General features: G+C 67.8%; 16 protein-coding genes and 2 pseudogenes. 11 read left to right on the top strand and 7 right to left on the bottom strand.

Features of this window, described 5'->3' with window-relative positions:
• The first annotated feature begins 121 nt into the window (after nt 1-121).
• Nucleotides 122-1,312 carry an elongation factor Tu gene (gene tuf / locus DBO33_RS38760; RefSeq protein ID WP_107659457.1) on the top strand — a complete coding sequence of 397 codons (1,191 nt, stop codon included), beginning with the start codon at nt 122-124 and terminating at the stop codon, nt 1,310-1,312.
• Between the two features lie 104 nt (nt 1,313-1,416).
• Here tuf and DBO33_RS38755 read toward each other — a convergent pair whose 3' ends face one another.
• A complete protein-coding gene (locus DBO33_RS38755; RefSeq protein WP_159080730.1) occupies nt 1,417-2,082 on the bottom strand; it encodes a hypothetical protein in 666 nt (221 codons plus the stop codon).
• A 146-nt stretch (nt 2,083-2,228) separates the two neighbouring features.
• Between DBO33_RS38755 and DBO33_RS38745 the strand changes: the two genes are divergently transcribed.
• Nucleotides 2,229-3,059, top strand: coding sequence for an alpha/beta fold hydrolase (locus DBO33_RS38745; protein WP_107659454.1), 831 nt, complete (start codon nt 2,229-2,231; stop codon nt 3,057-3,059).
• Nucleotides 3,060-3,170: 111 nt separating this feature from the next.
• On the opposite strand, the gene DBO33_RS38740 is transcribed toward DBO33_RS38745, so the two are convergent.
• From DBO33_RS38740 to DBO33_RS38730, 3 genes are all read right to left on the bottom strand, one after another.
• On the bottom strand, nt 3,171-4,127 hold the full coding sequence (locus DBO33_RS38740) for a type IV toxin-antitoxin system AbiEi family antitoxin domain-containing protein (protein ID WP_159080729.1): 957 nt from the start codon (nt 4,125-4,127) through the stop codon (nt 3,171-3,173).
• An 87-nt stretch (nt 4,128-4,214) separates the two neighbouring features.
• Nucleotides 4,215-4,880, bottom strand: coding sequence for a TetR/AcrR family transcriptional regulator (locus DBO33_RS38735; RefSeq protein WP_107659452.1), 666 nt, complete (start codon nt 4,878-4,880; stop codon nt 4,215-4,217).
• Nucleotides 4,880-5,239: an SPW repeat domain-containing protein gene (locus tag DBO33_RS38730; protein ID WP_107659451.1), complete on the bottom strand. Its 360-nt coding sequence runs from the start codon at nt 5,237-5,239 to the stop codon at nt 4,880-4,882. Before DBO33_RS38730 ends, DBO33_RS38735 begins: the two co-directional genes overlap by 1 nt.
• Nucleotides 5,240-5,391: 152 nt before the next feature.
• Here DBO33_RS38730 and DBO33_RS38725 point away from each other — a divergent pair, with 152 nt between their 5' ends.
• From DBO33_RS38725 to DBO33_RS38715, 3 genes and pseudogenes are all read left to right on the top strand, one after another.
• Nucleotides 5,392-6,603 (top strand): NAD(P)/FAD-dependent oxidoreductase, encoded by a 1,212-nt coding sequence (locus DBO33_RS38725; RefSeq protein WP_234391273.1) that lies wholly within the window; start codon nt 5,392-5,394, stop codon nt 6,601-6,603.
• A gap of 108 nt (nt 6,604-6,711) precedes the next feature.
• On the top strand, nt 6,712-7,473 hold the full coding sequence (locus tag DBO33_RS38720) for a glutamate racemase (RefSeq protein ID WP_107659449.1): 762 nt from the start codon (nt 6,712-6,714) through the stop codon (nt 7,471-7,473).
• 28 nt (nt 7,474-7,501) lie between these two features.
• A pseudogene (locus DBO33_RS38715) lies at nt 7,502-8,241 on the top strand (DNA alkylation repair protein).
• A gap of 7 nt (nt 8,242-8,248) precedes the next feature.
• On the opposite strand, the gene DBO33_RS38710 reads toward DBO33_RS38715, so the two are convergent.
• The gene (locus DBO33_RS38710) at nt 8,249-9,304 is read right to left on the bottom strand and encodes a ferredoxin--NADP reductase (protein ID WP_107659448.1); all 1,056 of its coding nucleotides are present in this window, start codon (nt 9,302-9,304) and stop codon (nt 8,249-8,251) included.
• 63 nt (nt 9,305-9,367) lie between these two features.
• On the bottom strand, nt 9,368-9,991 hold the full coding sequence (gene mftR2, locus DBO33_RS38705; protein WP_107659447.1) for a mycofactocin system transcriptional regulator MftR2: 624 nt from the start codon (nt 9,989-9,991) through the stop codon (nt 9,368-9,370).
• Nucleotides 9,992-10,351: 360 nt separating this feature from the next.
• On the opposite strand from mftR2, the pseudogene mftA reads away from it, so the two are divergent.
• The 6 genes and pseudogenes from mftA to DBO33_RS43315 all read left to right on the top strand — a co-directional run.
• Nucleotides 10,352-10,429: pseudogene (gene mftA, locus DBO33_RS44630) on the top strand (mycofactocin precursor MftA); the annotation flags it as partial.
• A 16-nt stretch (nt 10,430-10,445) separates the two neighbouring features.
• A complete protein-coding gene (mftC, locus tag DBO33_RS38695) occupies nt 10,446-11,999 on the top strand; it encodes a mycofactocin radical SAM maturase (RefSeq protein WP_107659446.1) in 1,554 nt (517 codons plus the stop codon).
• Between the two features lie 230 nt (nt 12,000-12,229).
• Nucleotides 12,230-13,630, top strand: coding sequence for a mycofactocin biosynthesis glycosyltransferase MftF (mftF, locus tag DBO33_RS38690; RefSeq protein ID WP_107659445.1), 1,401 nt, complete (start codon nt 12,230-12,232; stop codon nt 13,628-13,630).
• 41 nt (nt 13,631-13,671) lie between these two features.
• Nucleotides 13,672-15,165 (top strand): mycofactocin dehydrogenase MftG, encoded by a 1,494-nt coding sequence (gene mftG, locus DBO33_RS38685; RefSeq protein WP_107659444.1) that lies wholly within the window; start codon nt 13,672-13,674, stop codon nt 15,163-15,165.
• A gap of 731 nt (nt 15,166-15,896) precedes the next feature.
• Nucleotides 15,897-16,115: an MbtH family protein gene (locus DBO33_RS38680; RefSeq protein ID WP_107659443.1), complete on the top strand. Its 219-nt coding sequence runs from the start codon at nt 15,897-15,899 to the stop codon at nt 16,113-16,115.
• Nucleotides 16,116-16,236: 121 nt separating this feature from the next.
• Complete coding sequence (locus tag DBO33_RS43315; protein ID WP_159080728.1) at nt 16,237-16,398, top strand: hypothetical protein; 162 nt, start codon at nt 16,237-16,239, stop codon at nt 16,396-16,398.
• A 75-nt stretch (nt 16,399-16,473) separates the two neighbouring features.
• Here the strand turns inward: DBO33_RS43315 and DBO33_RS38675 are convergent, their stop codons facing one another.
• Nucleotides 16,474-17,820 (bottom strand): helix-turn-helix domain-containing protein, encoded by a 1,347-nt coding sequence (locus tag DBO33_RS38675; protein ID WP_107659442.1) that lies wholly within the window; start codon nt 17,818-17,820, stop codon nt 16,474-16,476.
• Between the last annotated feature and the right edge of the window lie 236 nt (nt 17,821-18,056).

Genomic DNA, 18,056 nt, shown 5'->3' with positions numbered 1-18,056 from the left:
GCGGCAAGCCCTCTGGGGTAAGCCACCAAGCACTTGCCCCGCCAGCCGGGAGTCAGTACGACCCCAGTAATAACCGCACTGCTGCAACTGCACGCACCAACAAGTCCAGGAGGACACCACAGTGGCGAAGGCGAAGTTCGAGCGGACGAAGCCGCACGTCAACATCGGCACCATCGGTCACGTCGACCACGGCAAGACCACGCTGACCGCAGCGATCACCAAGGTGCTGGCTGACAAGTACCCGGATCTGAACGCCGCGTTCGCGTTCGATCAGATCGACAAGGCGCCGGAGGAGAAGGCTCGTGGTATCACGATCAACATCTCCCACGTCGAGTACCAGACGGAGAAGCGCCACTACGCGCACGTCGACGCTCCGGGTCACGCTGACTACATCAAGAACATGATCACCGGTGCGGCGCAGATGGACGGTGCCATCCTCGTGGTCGCCGCGACCGACGGCCCGATGCCGCAGACCCGCGAGCACGTGCTGCTCGCCCGTCAGGTCGGCGTGCCCTACATCCTGGTCGCGCTGAACAAGTCGGACATGGTCGACGACGAGGAAATCCTCGAGCTCGTCGAGATGGAGGTCCGCGAACTGCTGGCCGCCCAGGAGTTCGACGAGGACGCGCCGGTCGTGCGCGTCTCCGGCCTGAAGGCGCTCGAGGGCGACCCGAAGTGGACCGAGTCCATCGTCGAGCTGATGAACGCTGTCGACGAGTCGATCCCGGACCCGGTCCGCGACACCGAGAAGCCGTTCCTGATGCCGGTCGAGGACGTGTTCACGATCACCGGTCGTGGCACCGTCGTCACCGGTCGCGTCGAGCGCGGCATCGTCAACGTGAACGAGGAAGTCGAGATCGTCGGCATCAAGCCGACCTCGACCAAGACCACGGTCACCGGTATCGAGATGTTCCGCAAGCTGCTCGACCAGGGCCAGGCCGGCGACAACGTCGGTCTGCTGGTTCGTGGCATCAAGCGCGAAGATGTCGAGCGCGGCCAGGTCATCGTGAAGCCGGGCACCACCACCCCGCACACCGAGTTCGAGGGCCAGGCCTACATCCTGTCCAAGGACGAGGGCGGCCGGCACACGCCGTTCTTCAACAACTACCGTCCCCAGTTCTACTTCCGTACGACTGACGTGACGGGCGTTGTGACCCTCCCCGAGGGCACCGAGATGGTTATGCCGGGCGACAACACCGAAATGTCGGTCGTGCTGATCCAGCCGATCGCCATGGAAGAGGGCCTGCGTTTCGCGATCCGTGAAGGTGGCCGCACCGTCGGCGCCGGTCGCGTCACGAAGATCATCAAGTGATTTCCTGAATCACTGAAACTGAACGGCGCCGCTCCGAAAGGAGCGGCGCCGTTCGGCGTTTCGGGGGACTGAATTTGCTGGTGCCGAATGCGGCGGTGGGGCGATCAGCAGGTGTAGGTTCGGCCGACTGGGGAGTCGGGGGGTGATTGGGCTTCGCGGAGGCAGCCGAAGGGGACTATGGCGTCGTCGCTCAGGTGGGCGCCGGTGCGGGTGGTGGGGTTGACGCAGGTGAGGCCGTCGGTGGCGATGCGGCAGGTGTAGTCGCCGAAGGTGAGTTTGCTGTCGTAGGGCAGGGTTTGGCCGTCGCCGTGGATGAAAAGGCCTGGGTCGCCGCGGAATTGGCCTACGGTGAGGGTTTTCGCGGAGTAGTTGACGTAGCCGCCGTCCCAGTTTCCGAAGCCGTCGTGCGGTTGGGGGACTGGGTTCTTCAGTTTCACTACACAGTTGAATCCGTCTAGCTGATAGACGGTTCCGGTGATGCAGCTGATTTTTCCGGAGGGGCTGATGAAGGCGATATCGCTCTTCAGGTCGGCGGCGGCGCCGGTGCCGGTGCTCGCGGAGTGGTAGCGGCTCGGGTCGACCTCGGTGCCCGCTTGGACCCAGGCGATCCGGTCCTTCATGCGGCTTTCCGGGCTGGCCGGTGTCGAGGGCGGCGCGGCCGTGGTCGAGGTCGCCGGTGGTGGGCCGGGGGCGGGCTGTGGTTGGCCCGAGGTGGATTGGGAACAGGCGCTCAGCGCCAAGATCAAGGCAGCGAGTGCCGCGATTCGCATGGCTCCCAGACTAGCCATTGTGGCGCAACATGTTCCGGCCACGGTCGCGCAGGGAGGTGATCTGATGACCTCGGAGGTTATCGCGGAACGTCGGTCGGGTCGATTAGCGTCGAATGCGAACAACACCGAATCATCGGAGGAACGTGATGAGCAAGAACCTCGCCGCTGAGCTCGACATCGCCGAGGGGGCGCTGCGGCATGGGCTGCCCTACCTGGCGCTGGGTGCCGGGCGGCCGCTGGCGTTCCTGCGCTGGTTCACCCCGGATCACGCGAATCCGAGCGGCTGGATGCGTAATTCGGAGATCAAGATGCTGACGCCGTTGGCCCGGCACTTTCGCGTCTACGCGGTGAATCGGGCGCCGGGGATGGCCGAGGGCACCACGATGGGCGAGATCGCGGCGCAGCACGCGGACGCGCTGCAGGCGGAGTTCGGTGAGCCGGTGGATGTGCTCGGTGTGTCGTCCGGCGGGTCGCTGGCGCTGCAGCTGGCGGCGGATCATCCGGGCGCCGTCCGCCGCTTGGTCATCGCCTCGTCCGGCTACCGCTTGGATCCGCTCGCCAAACAAGCCCAGATCCGCTACGGCGAAGCGGCGTTCGCGGGTCGGCGCGCACTGCATCACCTGGCGCCGATCACCGCCTCGTCGCCGCTGCTCGCCCGGCTGGCCGGTGTCGGCATGTGGCTGATCGACCCGCTGGGCCGCCCGAAGAACCCGGCGGACACCCTCGCGTTCGTCCGCGCCGAAGACGAATTCGACCTGTCCGACCGCCTCGCCGAGATCACCGCGCCGACCCTCGTCCTCGGCGGCGAACGCGACGCGGCCTACAGCACCGAGAACTTCCGCCACACCGCCGACGGCATCCCCAACTCCCGCCTGATCATCTATCCCGGCACCAGCCACATGGGTGTCGTCAAGCACGCGCACTTCGCCCGCGACGTCAGCGAATTCCTCACCTCCCCAACCCCACTCGATCCCTGACCGCACTGCTGGCCAGTACGCGGGGCACCCAGGTCGCGCACTGGTAGGCACTCGGAATGAGCGACGCAGCAGGTTGTTTCCGTCCCGGCGCACCCCATCAGTCGGGCGGGCTCAACTCCGCGGCGTCGGAATCCAATGCCCGGTGCGGTGAGCGCGTCCCGCGACCTCGGCGGCAGCGCGGATGCGTTCGGCAAGCTGCGCAGGGTCATCCAGATCGCTCCAGGTCCAACGGACCACCTCCCACCCGAGTGCGCGTAATTGGTCGTCCTGGTCCTGTGCCGCAACCGTCCATTGCGCGGGCAGGCGCGCACCGCTCAATTCATTGCGCTGCTCGCTCTGCCCCTCGAATTCGCCGATCACACCCAATCCGTCGAACAGAAAGTCGACCCGCCCGACGCACACCTCATCATCGGTGAGCACCCGCGCCTGCAATTCCGGCGCGGGCAAACCGCTTTCATGAAAGGCCACCCGGCTACGCGACTCACCGACGCTCTCGCTGCGTCCGTCCAGGAACTCGATGGCCCGAGCGGCCTGCCGCGATCCGCGGCGGTGCGAGGCCCGCTGGAGATGTTCGCCCAATGCGTCGGCGGTGGTGAGTCCTTGGCGCAGTGCGCTGTCGCCACAGACGACCGCGTGTTCGAAACCTGCCGAGCGCGCGATATCGAAGATCGTCCGCGGCGCGGTGGTCACCCGAACGCTATTGATCAGGGTGATCTCGTCCGGTGTCAGCTGCGCCGAATGCAGGACCAGCTGTTTCCGGATCCGCCCACCGGCGATTCGGTCACGCGTGACGTGCGCCCGCTCGAGCGGGAGCGACCAGGTCGGCAAGCCGTGTAGCACCAGCGCCGAACAATGGCTCGCCACAGCGTCATCGGACATCGCCTCGCACATCGCGAGCACCAGCATCAGATGGCGGCCCGCCGGAGTGAGCGCCGGCTGCGGCGCATTCACATAATGCCCGGCGCGGATCCGCTGCCATTTTCCGGAGCGGCAGAGGCGCTGCAATTGGCTGTCGGACATCCCGGCGGCCAAGGCCTGCCTGCGCGAGATCAGTTGCGGTGCGTCCATACCGCGATCCTGGCCGAAGCCGGCGCCCCGCAATACCCACCATCCGCCGAATGTGGATAACACGCACCCTGTGGATAACTTCGGAGGTCAGCCGAGCTGGGTCATGCCCGCGGCAACCACCCGAGCGACATTCAAAACGTCTTCGGCGGAGGGAATGGGTACACCGTCCAATGCGTGCAACCGGTCGGTGCTCGCGATAGCGAACATGGCCGAGACCCAGGCGGCGGCGCACGCGCGCAACGTGCCGGGGCGCACCGGGGCCGGCGCGCTGGCCTGCAATACCCGCGCGGTGACATCCAGCAATTGATCACGCAGATGGCGCAATTGGCGCCGGACATCGGGATGGGTGTCGGCCTCGCGCCACATGATCACCCGCAGCACCGACGAATGGTGGTCGCGCAGGTTGAGTGCGGCATCGAGCGCGACCAGGCTGGCGGCCGGATCGCCGGGCGCGACCACGGTGTCGATGTCGTCGATCGGATGCATCGGCACCCGTTCGTCCATCAGCGCCGACAGGATCGAATCCTTGGTCGGAAAGTAGTAGAAGACAAGACCTTTCGGCACCTCGGCGGCACCAGCGATGGCCGCTGTCGCGGTGGCATCGAATCCCTGTGCCGCGAACAACTTTTCGGCGGCGTCCAGAATGAGTTGCCGGGCGTCGCCGTCGACTTTCGCGCTGCGCCGCCGCCCGGCCCTCGGTTCCTTGCCCGGTCGCTGAGCCGCGGCTCGGCGACCGGGTTTCGGCATCTGCATCAGTGGTGGGTCGCCGCGCCGTGCAGCCGTCCCGACACCGTCGGCAGCGCCGCTACCGCGACCACCGCCGTCACTACCCCGACTACCCATGCGGTCCAGGATGCGCCGCGGTAATCCGTGAAGTCCATGGCCCAGGGGGAAATGAACAGCAACACGCCGAAAAGGCCCATCGCGTAGTCGGCGTTGGCGCCGAGTGCGGGCCGGTACATCTGCGTGAGGCCGGTGAGGGCGATCAGCACGCCCAGCACGATCAGCGACCACATCGCTTTGTCGGTGGTCTCCAGCCACAGGGGTGAGAGCGCGGCGAAGATCCCCAGCACTACGGCGAGGAAGTCCTGTGCGCGGCTTTCGGTGAACATGGTGTGCCTCCTAGGGCTCAGGAATATGTCCTTCCTTCGGTATAGACCTGATTGACCGCCCGATCAATAACTAAACGGCTACGATTGTCCGCCATCGCCGAGTGATCGGGTTCACTCCGGCGCCGAACCAAGCAGACGTTAGGGTGAGCTGCGTGTCACCTTCCGCAACAGACGCCGCGCCGATCGTGATCGTCGGCGCCGGGCTCGCCGGCCTGCGCACCGCCGAGGAACTGCGCCGCGCCGGGTACGAGGGCGGGCTGATCCTGCTCGGCGACGAGTCCCGCCTGCCGTACGACCGGCCGCCGCTGTCCAAGCAGTTCGTCCGCGGTGAAACCGACGACACCACCCTGCGTCCCGGTGAGTTCTTCACCGAGAAGCAGATCGAGCTGCGCCTGGACACCGCCGCGACCGGCGTCGACACCGCCGCGCGGCAGGTACGGCTGGCCGACGGCTCGACCCTCGACTACGACCAGCTGATCATCGCCACCGGCCTGCGCCCGCGCCTGCTGCCCGGCCTGCCGGACGCGCAGGGCGTGCACGTGCTGCGCGGTCACGCCGACGCGACCGCGCTTCGTACCGAATTGGCCGAGGCGACAACGGCACTCGTGGTCGGCGCCGGCTTCATCGGCTGCGAGCTCGCGGCCAGCTTCCGCAGCCGCGGCATCGCGGTGGTGCTGGTCGAGCCGCAACCGACCCCGCTCGCCTCGGTCCTCGGCGAACAGGTCGGCGCGCTGGTGGCCAGGCTGCACCGCGACGAAGGCGTCGACCTGCGCTGCGGCACCGGGCTGGACACGCTGCTCGCCGACGACGGCCGGGTGCGCGGCGCCCTCCTCGCCGACGGCACCGAGGTCGCCGCCGACCTGGTGGTGATCGGCATCGGCTCGCGTCCGGTGACCGAATGGCTCACCGATTCCGGCATCGCGCTCGCCGATCCCGCCGCAGGCGGCGGGGTACTGGCCGACGAGGTGGGCCGCACCTCGGCCGACCGCGTCTGGGCGGTCGGCGACGTCGCCGCTTGGCTGCACGACACCGGCCACCGTAAGCGGGTCGAACACTGGACCAATGCGGGCGAGCAGGCCCGCCTGGTGGCCTGCGCGATGCTCGGCGCCGCCCCGCCGACCGCGGCCAGGGTCCCGTACTTCTGGAGCGACCAGTACGAGGTGAAGATCCAGGCGCTCGGCACGCCGACGGCCACCGACGAGGTGCATCTCGTCGTCGACGACGGTCGCAAATTCCTCGCCTACTACGCCCAGGACGGCAAGCTCACCGGTGTTGTCGGTGCGGGCATGACGGCCCAAGTGATGAAGACCAGAGCCAAGATCGCCGCGGGCGCGCCGGTGTCGGACCTGCTCACCCCCAGCTGAGTTCGGTCGCGCACCCGACCCCAGGAACTACCCTGGCTGCGTCGTCCGACGGCCGATCGGGCCGCTGCCGCGCGGGACCCGGCCGGGCACTGTAATACGGTTGTCTCTGTGATCGTCGCGCTCATCGATTCGGGTCTCGGGCTGCTGCCCACATCCGCTTGGCTGCGCAAGCTGCGGCCGGACGTGGATCTGCTGCTGCAATTGGACCCCGACGGCGCACCGTGGGGACCGAAACCCGAGCAGTGGACGATCGACCGCGTGGTCGAGACCGCCCGGACCTCCATCGGGCTCGGCGCGGAAGTGATCGTGATTCCGTGCAATACCGCCAGCGTCACCGCGTTGGAGCATGTGCGGGTGGAGGTCGGGCCGGATGTGCCGGTCATCGGCACCGTGCCCGCGATCAAGCCGGCGGCCGCGGTCTGCCGCTCGGTGGCGGTCTGGGCCACCGCCGCGACCACCGCGAGCCGGTATCAGGCGGATCTGATCGCCAAGTTCGGCGGCGACGCCGATGTGGTCGGCGTGGCCTGTCACGGTCTCGCGGACTCGATCGATCGGGGTGACCTGGTCGCGGCCCGCGAATCCATCGCCCGCGCCGTCGAGCAGACCCCGGACGACGTCGAAGGCGTAGTCCTCGGCTGTACCCACTATCCGTTGGTGATCGACTCCATCGTCGCCGCCCTGCCCGACGGCGTCCGGCTCTTCGACAGCGCGCAAGCCGTTGCCGCGCAGACCATCCGGCGGATGGACGCGCTCGGCCGCCCCACACCGGGCAACGGTGCGGTGATCGTACGCAACAGCGGACGTCCCGGTGCGCTGCCCGCCAGTGCGGCCAGCTTCGAATCCGGCAGAATCCTGGGCGCCCAAGGTTGAACCGCTGTGCCGGAAGTAGGTTCGCGCGATGACCGAGGTCGCGCCGACCGCCGCGGACGTGCAAGCGGCGCTGGTGGCCGTCGCGGTTCCCGCGGACGCGAGCCATCTGCAACGGTTTTTCAAGACCGGGCCGGGGAGTACGGCGAGGGCGACGTCTTCCTCGGTGTGCGCGTACCGGTGACGCGCGGCATCGCGAAACGTTTTGCGGCACTGTCACTCGACGAGATCGAGGTGCTGCTGGACAGTCCCGTGCACGAGGCTCGGCTGGCCGGCCTGGTCATCCTCAACGCCAGGTTCGCCAAGGCGTCCAAGCCGAAGACCTTCGATGACGCGGCGCGCGCCGAGATGGTGCGGCTTTATCTGGCCGCCGTGCGCCGCGGCCGGGTGAACAACTGGGACCTGGTCGACGTGTCCGCCGAGAACATCATCGGCCCTTGGCTATTGGACAAACCCCGCGACCTGCTGTTCGAACTGGCTGGGGCGGATTCGCTGTGGGAGCGCCGGGTTGCCCTGCTTTCCACTTTCGCGTTCATCAAATCCGGCGACGCCACAACAACATTCGAGCTGGCCGAGCGCCTCCTCGACGACCGGCGCGACCTCATCCAGAAGGCGCTCGGCTGGATGCTGCGCGAGGTCGGCAAGCGCATCGATCAGCGGCTGCTGACCGGCTTCCTGGACCAGCACGCGGCCCAATTGGGCCGCACCGCACTGAGTTACGCCACCGAACACCTCGATCCGGAACTGCGCGCGCACTATCGCGCGCAGTAGCGGGGCGTCAGAACTGGATCTTGAGGTGATCCGTCACCGGATGTGCCTGGCAGCCCAGGATGTAACCGTTCTCGATGTCCTCCGGGTCGAGGATTTCGGCGTTGTCCATCTCCACTGCGCCCTCGAGCACGGTGCACGCGCACGACCCGCATTCGCCCTCCTGGCAGGAGTACGGAACGTCGAGGCCCTTGGCCAGCATGATGTCCACCAGCGTCTGCTTGCGCGGCCATTTCAGCTCGTGCACCTCGCCGTCGAGTTCGACCTCGACCGTGGCCGCACCGGCGGCTTCCTCGTCGGACACCGCGACCGGCGCCTGGTCCGCGAACGGGTCGCCCGCAAGGGAATTGAACACCTCGGCATGCGTGCGCGAGCGCGGCACGCCGAGCTGCGCGAGCGCGTCGTGCACCCGATCCATGAACGGCTTGGGCCCGCACATGAACGCCTCGTAGCTCTGGTACGGAGCGACCAGGGCGGCCAGCCCTTCCGTGGTCGGCAGCCCCTGCAGGTGCTCGAGCCAGTGGATCACGCTGAGCCGCTGCGGATGCTTGTCCGCGAGCTCGCGCAGCTCGTCGGCGAAGATCACCGCGTCGTGGTCGCGATTGGCGTACACCAATACGATTCGGCCGCTGCCCCTGGCGAGCGCCGACTTGAGGATCGACATCACCGGCGTGATGCCGCTGCCCGCGCCGAACAGCAGCAGGTCGGCGTCGAGATCCTTGGGCGTGAAAACCCCTGAGGGCGGCAGCACTTCGAGCGAGTCGCCCGCTTTGACGTTGTCGCACAGCCAGTTCGAACCGTAGCCTGCCACGGTCCGCTTGACGGTGACCTTCGGTCGGTCGTCGGTGTACGGCGAGCTGGCCAGCGAGTAGCAGCGGGCCACCGAGCCGGTCAGCTCACTGGGGATGCGCAGCGTGAGGAACTGGCCGGGCTGGTAGCGGAAGCGCTCGGCCAGTTCGTCCGGAACGTCGAAGACCAGCGAACAGGTATCGGTCGTCTCGGTGATCACCGCGGCTACCCGCAGTACGACCGAACGCGAGCCGTGTGGAACCTCGACTGTGGTCATGTCGTCCCTCTCGAACCTGGCAAGGGCGCCTGCACAGCGCCAAAACTAGAACGTGTTGCAGTTTTATCGTACGTCGGACTTCGGTTGCCGGACAAGCTGAGCCTCCAGACCGGCGATCAGCACCTCCATGCCGAAGTCGTAGGCGTACTTGCCGCGCAGGTCCGCCATGTATTTGGTGGCGCGCTCGACCGCGTCGGGCAGTGCGACATCCGACAGCGGCGCGCGATCGCGCGGGTTCACCCGGCTGCGGCCGAACAGGTAGGTGTGGATGGTCGCGTACGCGGCGAGCACATTGCGATCGGTGAAGCCGGCCTCGAGCAAGATCTCCATGATGGCCGCGATCAGATCCAGCTGTTTGCCGAGCATCTGCTCGATCAGCACATCGCCGAGGCCGGGGTGCTTGCGCAGTTTGTCGTCGATCTGGTCGATGAGATCGCGCAGCCGGTGTTGCCACGGGCCCGATTCCGGTGGTGGCGTGCGTACTCCGGTCAGCGCGGCGGTGGCGACCAGGTCGAGCAGCTCGCGCTTGTCGGCGACGTAGTAGTACGGCGCCATCGGTGAGACACCGAGTTCGCGGGAGAGTCGCCGCATCGACAACTTCTCCACACCGTCCTCGCGCACCACGCGCAGCGCCGCCTCGACGATCTCGGACTCCGACAGGGTATTGCCGCCTCCGCTCGCCTGCATTCGTCCGACTCCCATGCCACCTCTACCACCGCGGGCGCGGTTCGCCCGTCCGTCCTGTTCAGCTACTTCCCACCCGAAGTCTATGCGCGTCCATCGGACCCGGGTGGGCGGGACGGCCCTCGGCGATGAGCATCCGCGTCGGGCCCGACCAGGCCCGAACACGCACCGGACCGCCCGGCCGCGCCGAAGTCGATAGGAAGAACCTGTTCCATTTTGTCAGCGAATGACGTTATCGTGTGACGGCGGCTACATCGGTGGCCGCGGTCACGGATCGCTCGCTCGGAGGTAGACATGCCGGAATTCGGATCGAACGGACACACCGACACCGACCACTCGGGACCGGTCGGCACCGTCGAGGCACACGAAGACGCCGCACCGCTGGTCGAGGAGACCCTCATCGAAGAGGTGTCCATCGACGGTATGTGCGGCGTTTACTGAGAGAGGCGGTCCGACCATGCTCGATCTCGATACCCGATGGCAGCTGCATCCGAGGGTGGCTTTGCGGCCGGAACCGTTCGGTGCGCTGCTCTACCACTTCGGCACCCGCAAGCTCTCCTTCCTGAAGAGCCCGCGGATCGTCGAGATCGTGCGGTCGCTGCCGGAGCACGGCACCGCGCGCACGGCCATGCGGGCGGCGGGCGTCACCGACGCGAATGCCGCGCAGTACGTGAAAGCCCTGACACAGCTGGTCGATTCCGACATGATCGTCGGTGCGCCCGCCGATGCCCCGGTGGCGCCCGCCGCCGTGAGCAGGGCTCCGGCATCGTCGACGGCGGGGGTGGTCCCGCCGTCCGACACGGCGGTGCGGCTGGTCGATCGGTTCGAAACCGGTCTGGCCGCACCGATTTGCCTCACCTGGGAGCTGACCTACGCCTGCAACCTGTCCTGCGTGCACTGCCTGTCCTCGTCCGGCCGCCGCGATCCCCGCGAGCTGAGCACCGAGCAGTGCAAGGCGCTGATCGACGAGTTCGAGCGCATGCAGATCTTCTACGTGAACATCGGCGGCGGCGAACCGACGGTGCGCCCGGACTTCTGGGAGCTGGTCGACTACGCGACGGCACACCACGTCGGAGTGAAGTTCTCCACCAACGGAGTTCGGATCACTCCGGAGGTCGCCGCCCGGCTGGCCGCGAGCGACTATGTCGACGTACAGATTTCGCTGGACGGCGCCGACGCGGCGGTCAACGACGCGGTGCGCGGTCCCGGTTCCTACGACATGGCCATCCGTGCGCTGGAAAACCTTGCGGCAGCGGGTTTCCGGGATGCCAAGGTGTCCGTCGTGGCGACCAGGCACAACATCGGTCAGCTCGACGAGTTCCGGGCGATCGCCGAAAAGTACGGCGCCACCTTGCGTTTGACCCGGCTGCGGCCGTCCGGCCGCGGCGCGGACGTGTGGGACGACCTGCATCCGACCCAGGAGCAGCAGCGGGTGCTCTACGACTGGCTGGTGCGCAACGGCGAGGGTGTGCTCACCGGCGACTCGTTCTTCCACCTGTCCGCGTTCGGGCAGGCGCTGCCCGGTTTGAACATGTGCGGCGCGGGCCGGGTGGTCTGCCTGGTCGACCCGCTCGGTGATGTGTACGCCTGCCCGTTCGCCATCCACGACCGGTTCCATGCCGGAAACGTGGTGTCGGACGGCGGTTTTCGTTCGGTCTGGCACGACTCGGCGCTGTTCGCCGAACTGCGCGAGCCGAGCGGCGGCGGCGCCTGCGCGTCGTGCAGCCACTACGACTCGTGCCGCGGCGGCTGCATGGCGGCCAAGTTCTTCACCGGCCTGCCCGCCGACGGACCCGACCCGGAGTGCGTCCAGGGCTACGGCGAGGCGGCGCTGGCCGACCCCGCGCGGCTGATCCCGCGCTCGTCGGTCGACCACTCCCGGCGAGTGACGCCGCGCACCGGTGCGCGCACCTCCGCGCCGGTGCCGTTGACGCTGTCCGTGACGCGCCCGAGCGTATTTCCACCTGAACGCCGACCCGCGCGGGCCGGCGACGAGAACCCGCTCGCCTGATGCCATGGGAGTAGCCAGTCGGATGCTGCCCGCCGCGCGGCGGGTGGCTTCCGGTCGCGACCGGCCGATTGCCGTTGCGTTGCCGGATGCTGGATTCGGACGCGGCTCGGCGCTTCGTCGTCTGCCGCAACACGTGTCAGGGGCCCGAACGACCCTGTTTGATGCGGAATTCTGTCCTTTTAACCGGACTGATGATGCTCGCGCGCGAATCTCCGCCTAGCATGCCAGGAATGCGCCATGATCGCCTGCCCGACGGATTCGGGGTGCGGATTGATCCACGGGTACGCGCATACTCCGGAGGCCGGGTCCTGATCGGCGGTTCGCCCGCTCGGTTGCTGCGACTTGCCCCGGAGGCCGCCGAGATGATCGGCGACGGGTACCTCGAGGTGACCGGCCCGAAGTCCGCGACCGTTGCCAGACGGCTGCTCGACTCCGGGGTCGCCAACCCGCGTCCCCGCCTGCTGCCGTCCCCCGAGGACGTCACCGTCATCGTGCCGCTGCACAACAACGCCGACGGACTCGCCAGGCTGCTCGCCGCGCTGCGCGGGCACAACGTCATCGTGGTCGACGACGGTTCGGATCAGCCGGTGCAGATCCCGCGCGATCGGGGCACCCGCTGCCGGGTGACCGTGCTGCGCCACGACGAGAAGCAAGGGCCCGCCGCCGCGCGCAATGCCGGATTGAAGGCCGCGACAACCGACTTCGTCGCGTTCCTGGACTCCGACGTGGTGCCGCGCAGCGGCTGGCTGGAGGTGATGCTCGGGCACTTCAGCGATCCGGAGGTGGCGCTGGTCGCCCCCAGGATCGTCGCGCTGGACCCGGAGTCCAATGCCCTCGCCCGCTACGAGCACACCCGCTCCTCGTTGGATCTGGGCAGGCGGGAAGCCGCGGTGCAGTCGCACGGCCTGATCTCCTACGTGCCCAGCGCCGCGCTGCTGGCGCGCCGCCGGGCGCTGCTGGCGCAGGACGGCTTCGACGAGTCGATGCTGGTCGCCGAGGACGTCGACCTGTGCTGGCGGCTCGAACAGGCCGGCTGGCGGCTGCGCTACGAACCGGCCGCGCACGTCGCGCACGACCACCGGGTGTCCTTCCGGGCCTGGTTCGGCCGAAAGATGTTCTACGGCACGGGCGCAGCACCGTTGGGCGAGCGCCACCCGGGCATGGTCTCGCCGCTGTCGTTGCCCTCCTGGACGATGGTGGCGGCGTTCCTGTTCGCCACGCTGTCGAAGTGGGGGCTGATCGGCGGGCTGCTCACCTTGCTCACGGCGCTGGTCCGACTACGCCGGGTCTTCGCGGAACTGGACAACCCGACCCGGATCGCCGCGATCTACCTGTCCCGTGGTTTCTTCGCCGGTCTGTGGCGGCTGGCCTCGGCGATGTGCAGGCACTACTGGCCGGTGACGCTGCTGGCGATGCTGGCATCGAAGCGGATTCGGCGCATCGCGATCACCATGGCGGTCGCGGACGGGCTCGCGGACTGGTTCACCCATCGCGACGCCGGTGGCCTCGATCCGGTGCGGTACGTGGCCTACAAGCGGCTCGACGACATCGCCTACGGCACCGGCCTCTGGGTGGGTGCCTTCCGTGCGCGCAGCCCGGAATCGCTGAAACCCACTGCGCCGTCGCACTGATCACCGATCGGGCGCGCACACACTGATCGGACAGGGCTCGGATGACCGACACGCTCATCGTCGGGGGCGGTACCGCGGGCTGTGTGCTCGCGGCGCGGCTGAGTGCGGACCCGGAACACTCCGTCCGGCTGCTCGAAGCCGGCTCGGTCGGGCTCGCGCCGGAGGGCTTTCCCGCGGCGCTGCTCGATGCCACCCGCCTGCCGATCGGCGCGGACGCGGCGTGGTTGTGGCGTTACCCGGTCACCCTCGCCGACGACGGTGCCGCGGTCATGGGAAACATCGTGCGCGGCAAGCTTTTCGGTGGCTCGGGTGCGGTCAACGGCAGCTACTTCGTGCGGGCCACCGCGGCGGACTTCGCGGCATGGAGCCGGGCGCTCGGGTCGTCGACGGCCTGGTCGTTCGACACGGTGCTGCCCGCATACCGCCGCTCGGAGCGTGACCTCGACTTCGGCGATCAGCCCTGGCACGGCCGGTCCGGGCCTATCCCGGTGCACCGCAACAAGAACCCGGTGCCAGTGAGCGAACACTTCGCCACTTCCTGTGCGGCACTGGGGTTTCCGGAGATACCCGACCTCAACGGACCGGCGGGGGCCACCGCCGGCATCGGCCGGGTGCCGTGTAGTACCGACGACGGCAAGCGGGTCAGCACCGCGTCCGCCTACCTGCTGCCCGCACTGGGCAGACCGAACCTCACCGTGCAGGCCGCTACGCCGGTGCTGCGCCTGCGCTTTCACGGCACCCGTGCGGTCGGCGTCGACGTGTGGCACGACGGCCGGGCCGACACCCTCTGGGCGGACCACATCGTGCTGAGCGCCGGCGCGATCGAATCCGCCACGCTGCTGCTGCGTTCGGGCATCGGCGACCCCGAACAGCTGCGGGCACTCGATATCCCGGTCGTGCACGCGGCCCCCGTCGGCGCCTGGTTCACCGACCATCCCGAGATCGGTCTCGAATACCGATCAGGGCCGGCCGAGCGGGCCACCGTCCCCCTGGAATACGTGCTCGAGCTGGACGACATCGAGATCCGGCCCTACACGGTCGCTTTCACACCCGGCGCACAGCGCCTCGGCGTCGCGCTGATGCGACCGAGTTCCGCGGGGGTGCTGCGGCTGCGGTCGGCCGATCCCGCGGTACCGCCGGTGATCGAGCATCGGTATCTCTCGACCGAGCACGATCGGGCCAGGCTGCGCGCCGCCGTAGGGATCGCCACGGAGGTGTTGCACGAGATGTCGGCGACACCGCGCACCGACCCGATGCCGCACCAGCCGGCGGCCGCGGCGGCGTGGTTGCACGCCAATCTGGCTACCTCGCAACATCTCTCCGGGACCTGTCGCATGGGGCCGGCCGGCGACGAGCGCGCGGTCGTGGACGAGTCAGGCCGGGTGCACGGCGTAGCCGGCTTGACGGTGGCCGATCTCTCCGTCGTGCCGGTGCCGCTGAGCCGCGGGCCGCAGGCCACGGCGGTGCTGATCGCGGAACACCTCGCCGATGATCTCCGCCGGTCCGGCGGCAGTCGAACGTCACAAAGTCTTTAACGGAAAATCGTCCAGCTTATTGATCCAACGCCTAATGTTCGCAATGCACGAGTCACTTCCGTGCGAGGTAGCTGGCAGCCGGGCGCGTTGCGCAGCGGCAGTGAAGTTGGAGGAACGTTGTCGACCGTCATCGTTTCGCCATATGGGCAGCCTCTGGTGCACCATACGGAGTTGTGCGGGTTCAGCGCGCGGCCCCGGCGCCTCCCCAGACCGCAGCGCCGAGTGAGCTGTATCTGTCGGGGGTACAGCTCGCTCAGCGGCGGCCCGGTGCGCTGGAAGATCGCTCGCCCCGCCCGAATTCCGGCAATCGGTGTCGAATCGCCCGACTTGTCGGTGTGCGCCAGTACCCTGGTGGAGGGCGTGACCGAGTTCGATCCGCAGCTCGCGATCATCGACGGCCGACCGGTCACTACAGACTTCGTCGGTGCCGGACACAGGGAAGGTCCGGCACCGACGGGGATTCCAGTGCCCCGCCCTCGCCCAGCCCCCGATCCGCCCGGCGCATCCGCCGTCGGGGTAGCCACCAAGGCCTCGCACCGCCTTCGTCGTCGTGAGTTCGGCCACACCATATTTCGCGTAACCCGACACCTGCGCCGTGCGCTGCCGGGTTCGACGCCGTCGGCCGCTGCACCCACCCACGGCGCGCACCGGCCGAATCGCAGGCCCACTCCGGTGTATCGGCACCGCACAGACCCCCCCAAACCTGACCCAACCAGGAAAAAGGAAACCCGATGAACAACCCTTTCGACGACGACGGCGCCCAGTTCTACGTACTGATCAACGACGACGGCGAGCACTCGCTCTGGCCGATCTTCGCGGCCGTCCCCGGCGGCTGGACCATCGCCTACGGTGCCGCCGCCCGTAAAGCCTGTCTGCACTACGTCGAAACACACTGGCTCGATATGCGTCCCAAATCACTCATCGAGGCCTCGGCCAACGAAAGTTCCTGAGCGCCCACCGAACCCCGAAACCACCCGTATAGGCGGGGAGCGCCGGTCAACATCCCCCCTGCAGACCGGCGCGCCCCGCCCCCTACTCGTACTTCGCTGCGCCCCAGTGCATCATGGACGTATGACGAATCAACGGTTCACCCCCAGCCTGCCGGAGACGTTGATCGAAGCGGCCCATCGCTGGGAGGCCGGTCGCCCGACTCCCGCGCAGACCCAACAGATCAGCGGCTGGCTGGATGCGATCATGCACCGCCGCCGCCCGCAGGACGCCGCGAAGTCCTAGCGCCGCACCGGCGCCCGGCGGCGGTCCGTACCGATCAGCGGATCGTATGGTGCGCGGGCGTCGAACGGCGGTCGGCTAGGCCTTCGTGCGCGCCGACTCGATGATCGAGCGGGCCTGCTGGCGCCACTCGGTGACCGCGCGCCCGCGAAAGCCGGTGAGCGCGGTATCGAACTTCCCGGCGCGTTTGGTGACGGTCAGCCCGATATAGGTGTTGTTGCCGGTGATCGCTTGTGTCGCAACGGAACACGCTTCATCGACCTCACCGGCGCTCAGCAACGCGGTGGCATGCTCGAACCGGACGAGGGCGGGCTCCATTGTTTCCTGTGGGTCGTACAGGGCCAGCGCATGGGCCGCGGCCTTTGCGGTTTCGGCGGCGCGGCCGAGATTGGAGTAGCCGATCGCCTGATAGAAGGCCAGTTTCTCCGGGCGATAAGAAAAGATGCCGACCGTAAGCTCTTCTTGGCCAACATTTTCCAATGCGCGACCGGATTTCTCGATACACCGGACAAACTGGACGGCATTTCCGAGGCTGGCATGGGCGCGGGCCGCCATTCCCCACAGCCAGGCCGCCGCCGGGCCGTGCGCCGGATTTTCTTCGAGACGGCCGCCGAGCAAGTTCAAGACTTCCTTCGGCTTGTCACTATACGTCGGTAAATATGCGAGACCGGCCAGCGCGATATCCTCGGAATAACGATCACCGATGTCCTGCGCGGCGTGGATCGCGGTGCCGTACCAGAGTCGCGCTTGTCCGAAATGACCTTCGTTGAACAGGATTTCGCCGACGACGTTGGCCAGCCTGCCCGCGGTGCGCACCAGCCGGACCTGATGGTGGGTGGCCTGGCGCTGCGCGAGAGTGCCACGGACGGTACGGAATTGCTCGAGTGTGGTGTGCAGCAGCTCGTGCGGCGGCACCTGAACCACTCGTTTGCCGAGCGCCTCGGCCGACTGCTCCAGCAGGCCGAGCCGTCGTTCGCTGATCGATCCGGCGTCCAGGGTGGCCAGCATTTTCTCCGGTTCGGCCGCGACCAGGTCGGCGGCCTTACCGGTCAGGCCGACCCCGATGCAGGCCAATAACTCTCGCCTTCTCACGTCGTCATCCTCGACTTCCTTGTCGAGCCCGATGTCCCTACCGAGCTGGGTTTCCGTATCGGGCGCCGAGTCGGCGGCTTCGATGTCGAAGCCGGCCCCCCGGCCCGCGGTGACGGCCCGCTCGAATCGTGCGACGACGACCGGATCGGCTTCTGACACGACCCGGTCGAGCAGACGTTGGCTTGCGGCATGCATCCGGGTTGTCCGGCCGTTTTCCCACAAGACCACGGTGCGCGGGGTGACGCCCACCAGACGCGCGAATTCGTACCGACTTCGCCGCATCGCGGCGCGAAGCGCACGGACATCCTCGCCCGTCCAGTCGATCTCAACCATAGGTCCCGCTTCCTCGCACCAGGCTGATACAAACGGAAACTACCCGCATTTACCGCATTCGGGACTGTTATCCACCGAATCGCAACGTGCACGCTGAATCTGCACCCGGCGCCGGGGTTCTGCCCAAACCCGTACCAGGGCGCCGGCATTCCAGAATCCGCCGCATGGTCCCGACACGGCCCGATCCATCCGTGTCGCGCGCGATTCCGGGGGCGCCTTTCGGTGCCGGGTGCACT

The sequence above is a fragment of the Nocardia suismassiliense genome (assembly GCF_900269665.1).
Classification (GTDB): Bacteria; Actinomycetota; Actinomycetes; order Mycobacteriales; family Mycobacteriaceae; genus Nocardia; species Nocardia suismassiliense.
Note: the sequence above shows the minus strand (reverse complement) of the source record. Positions and strands in the feature narration are given on the sequence as shown.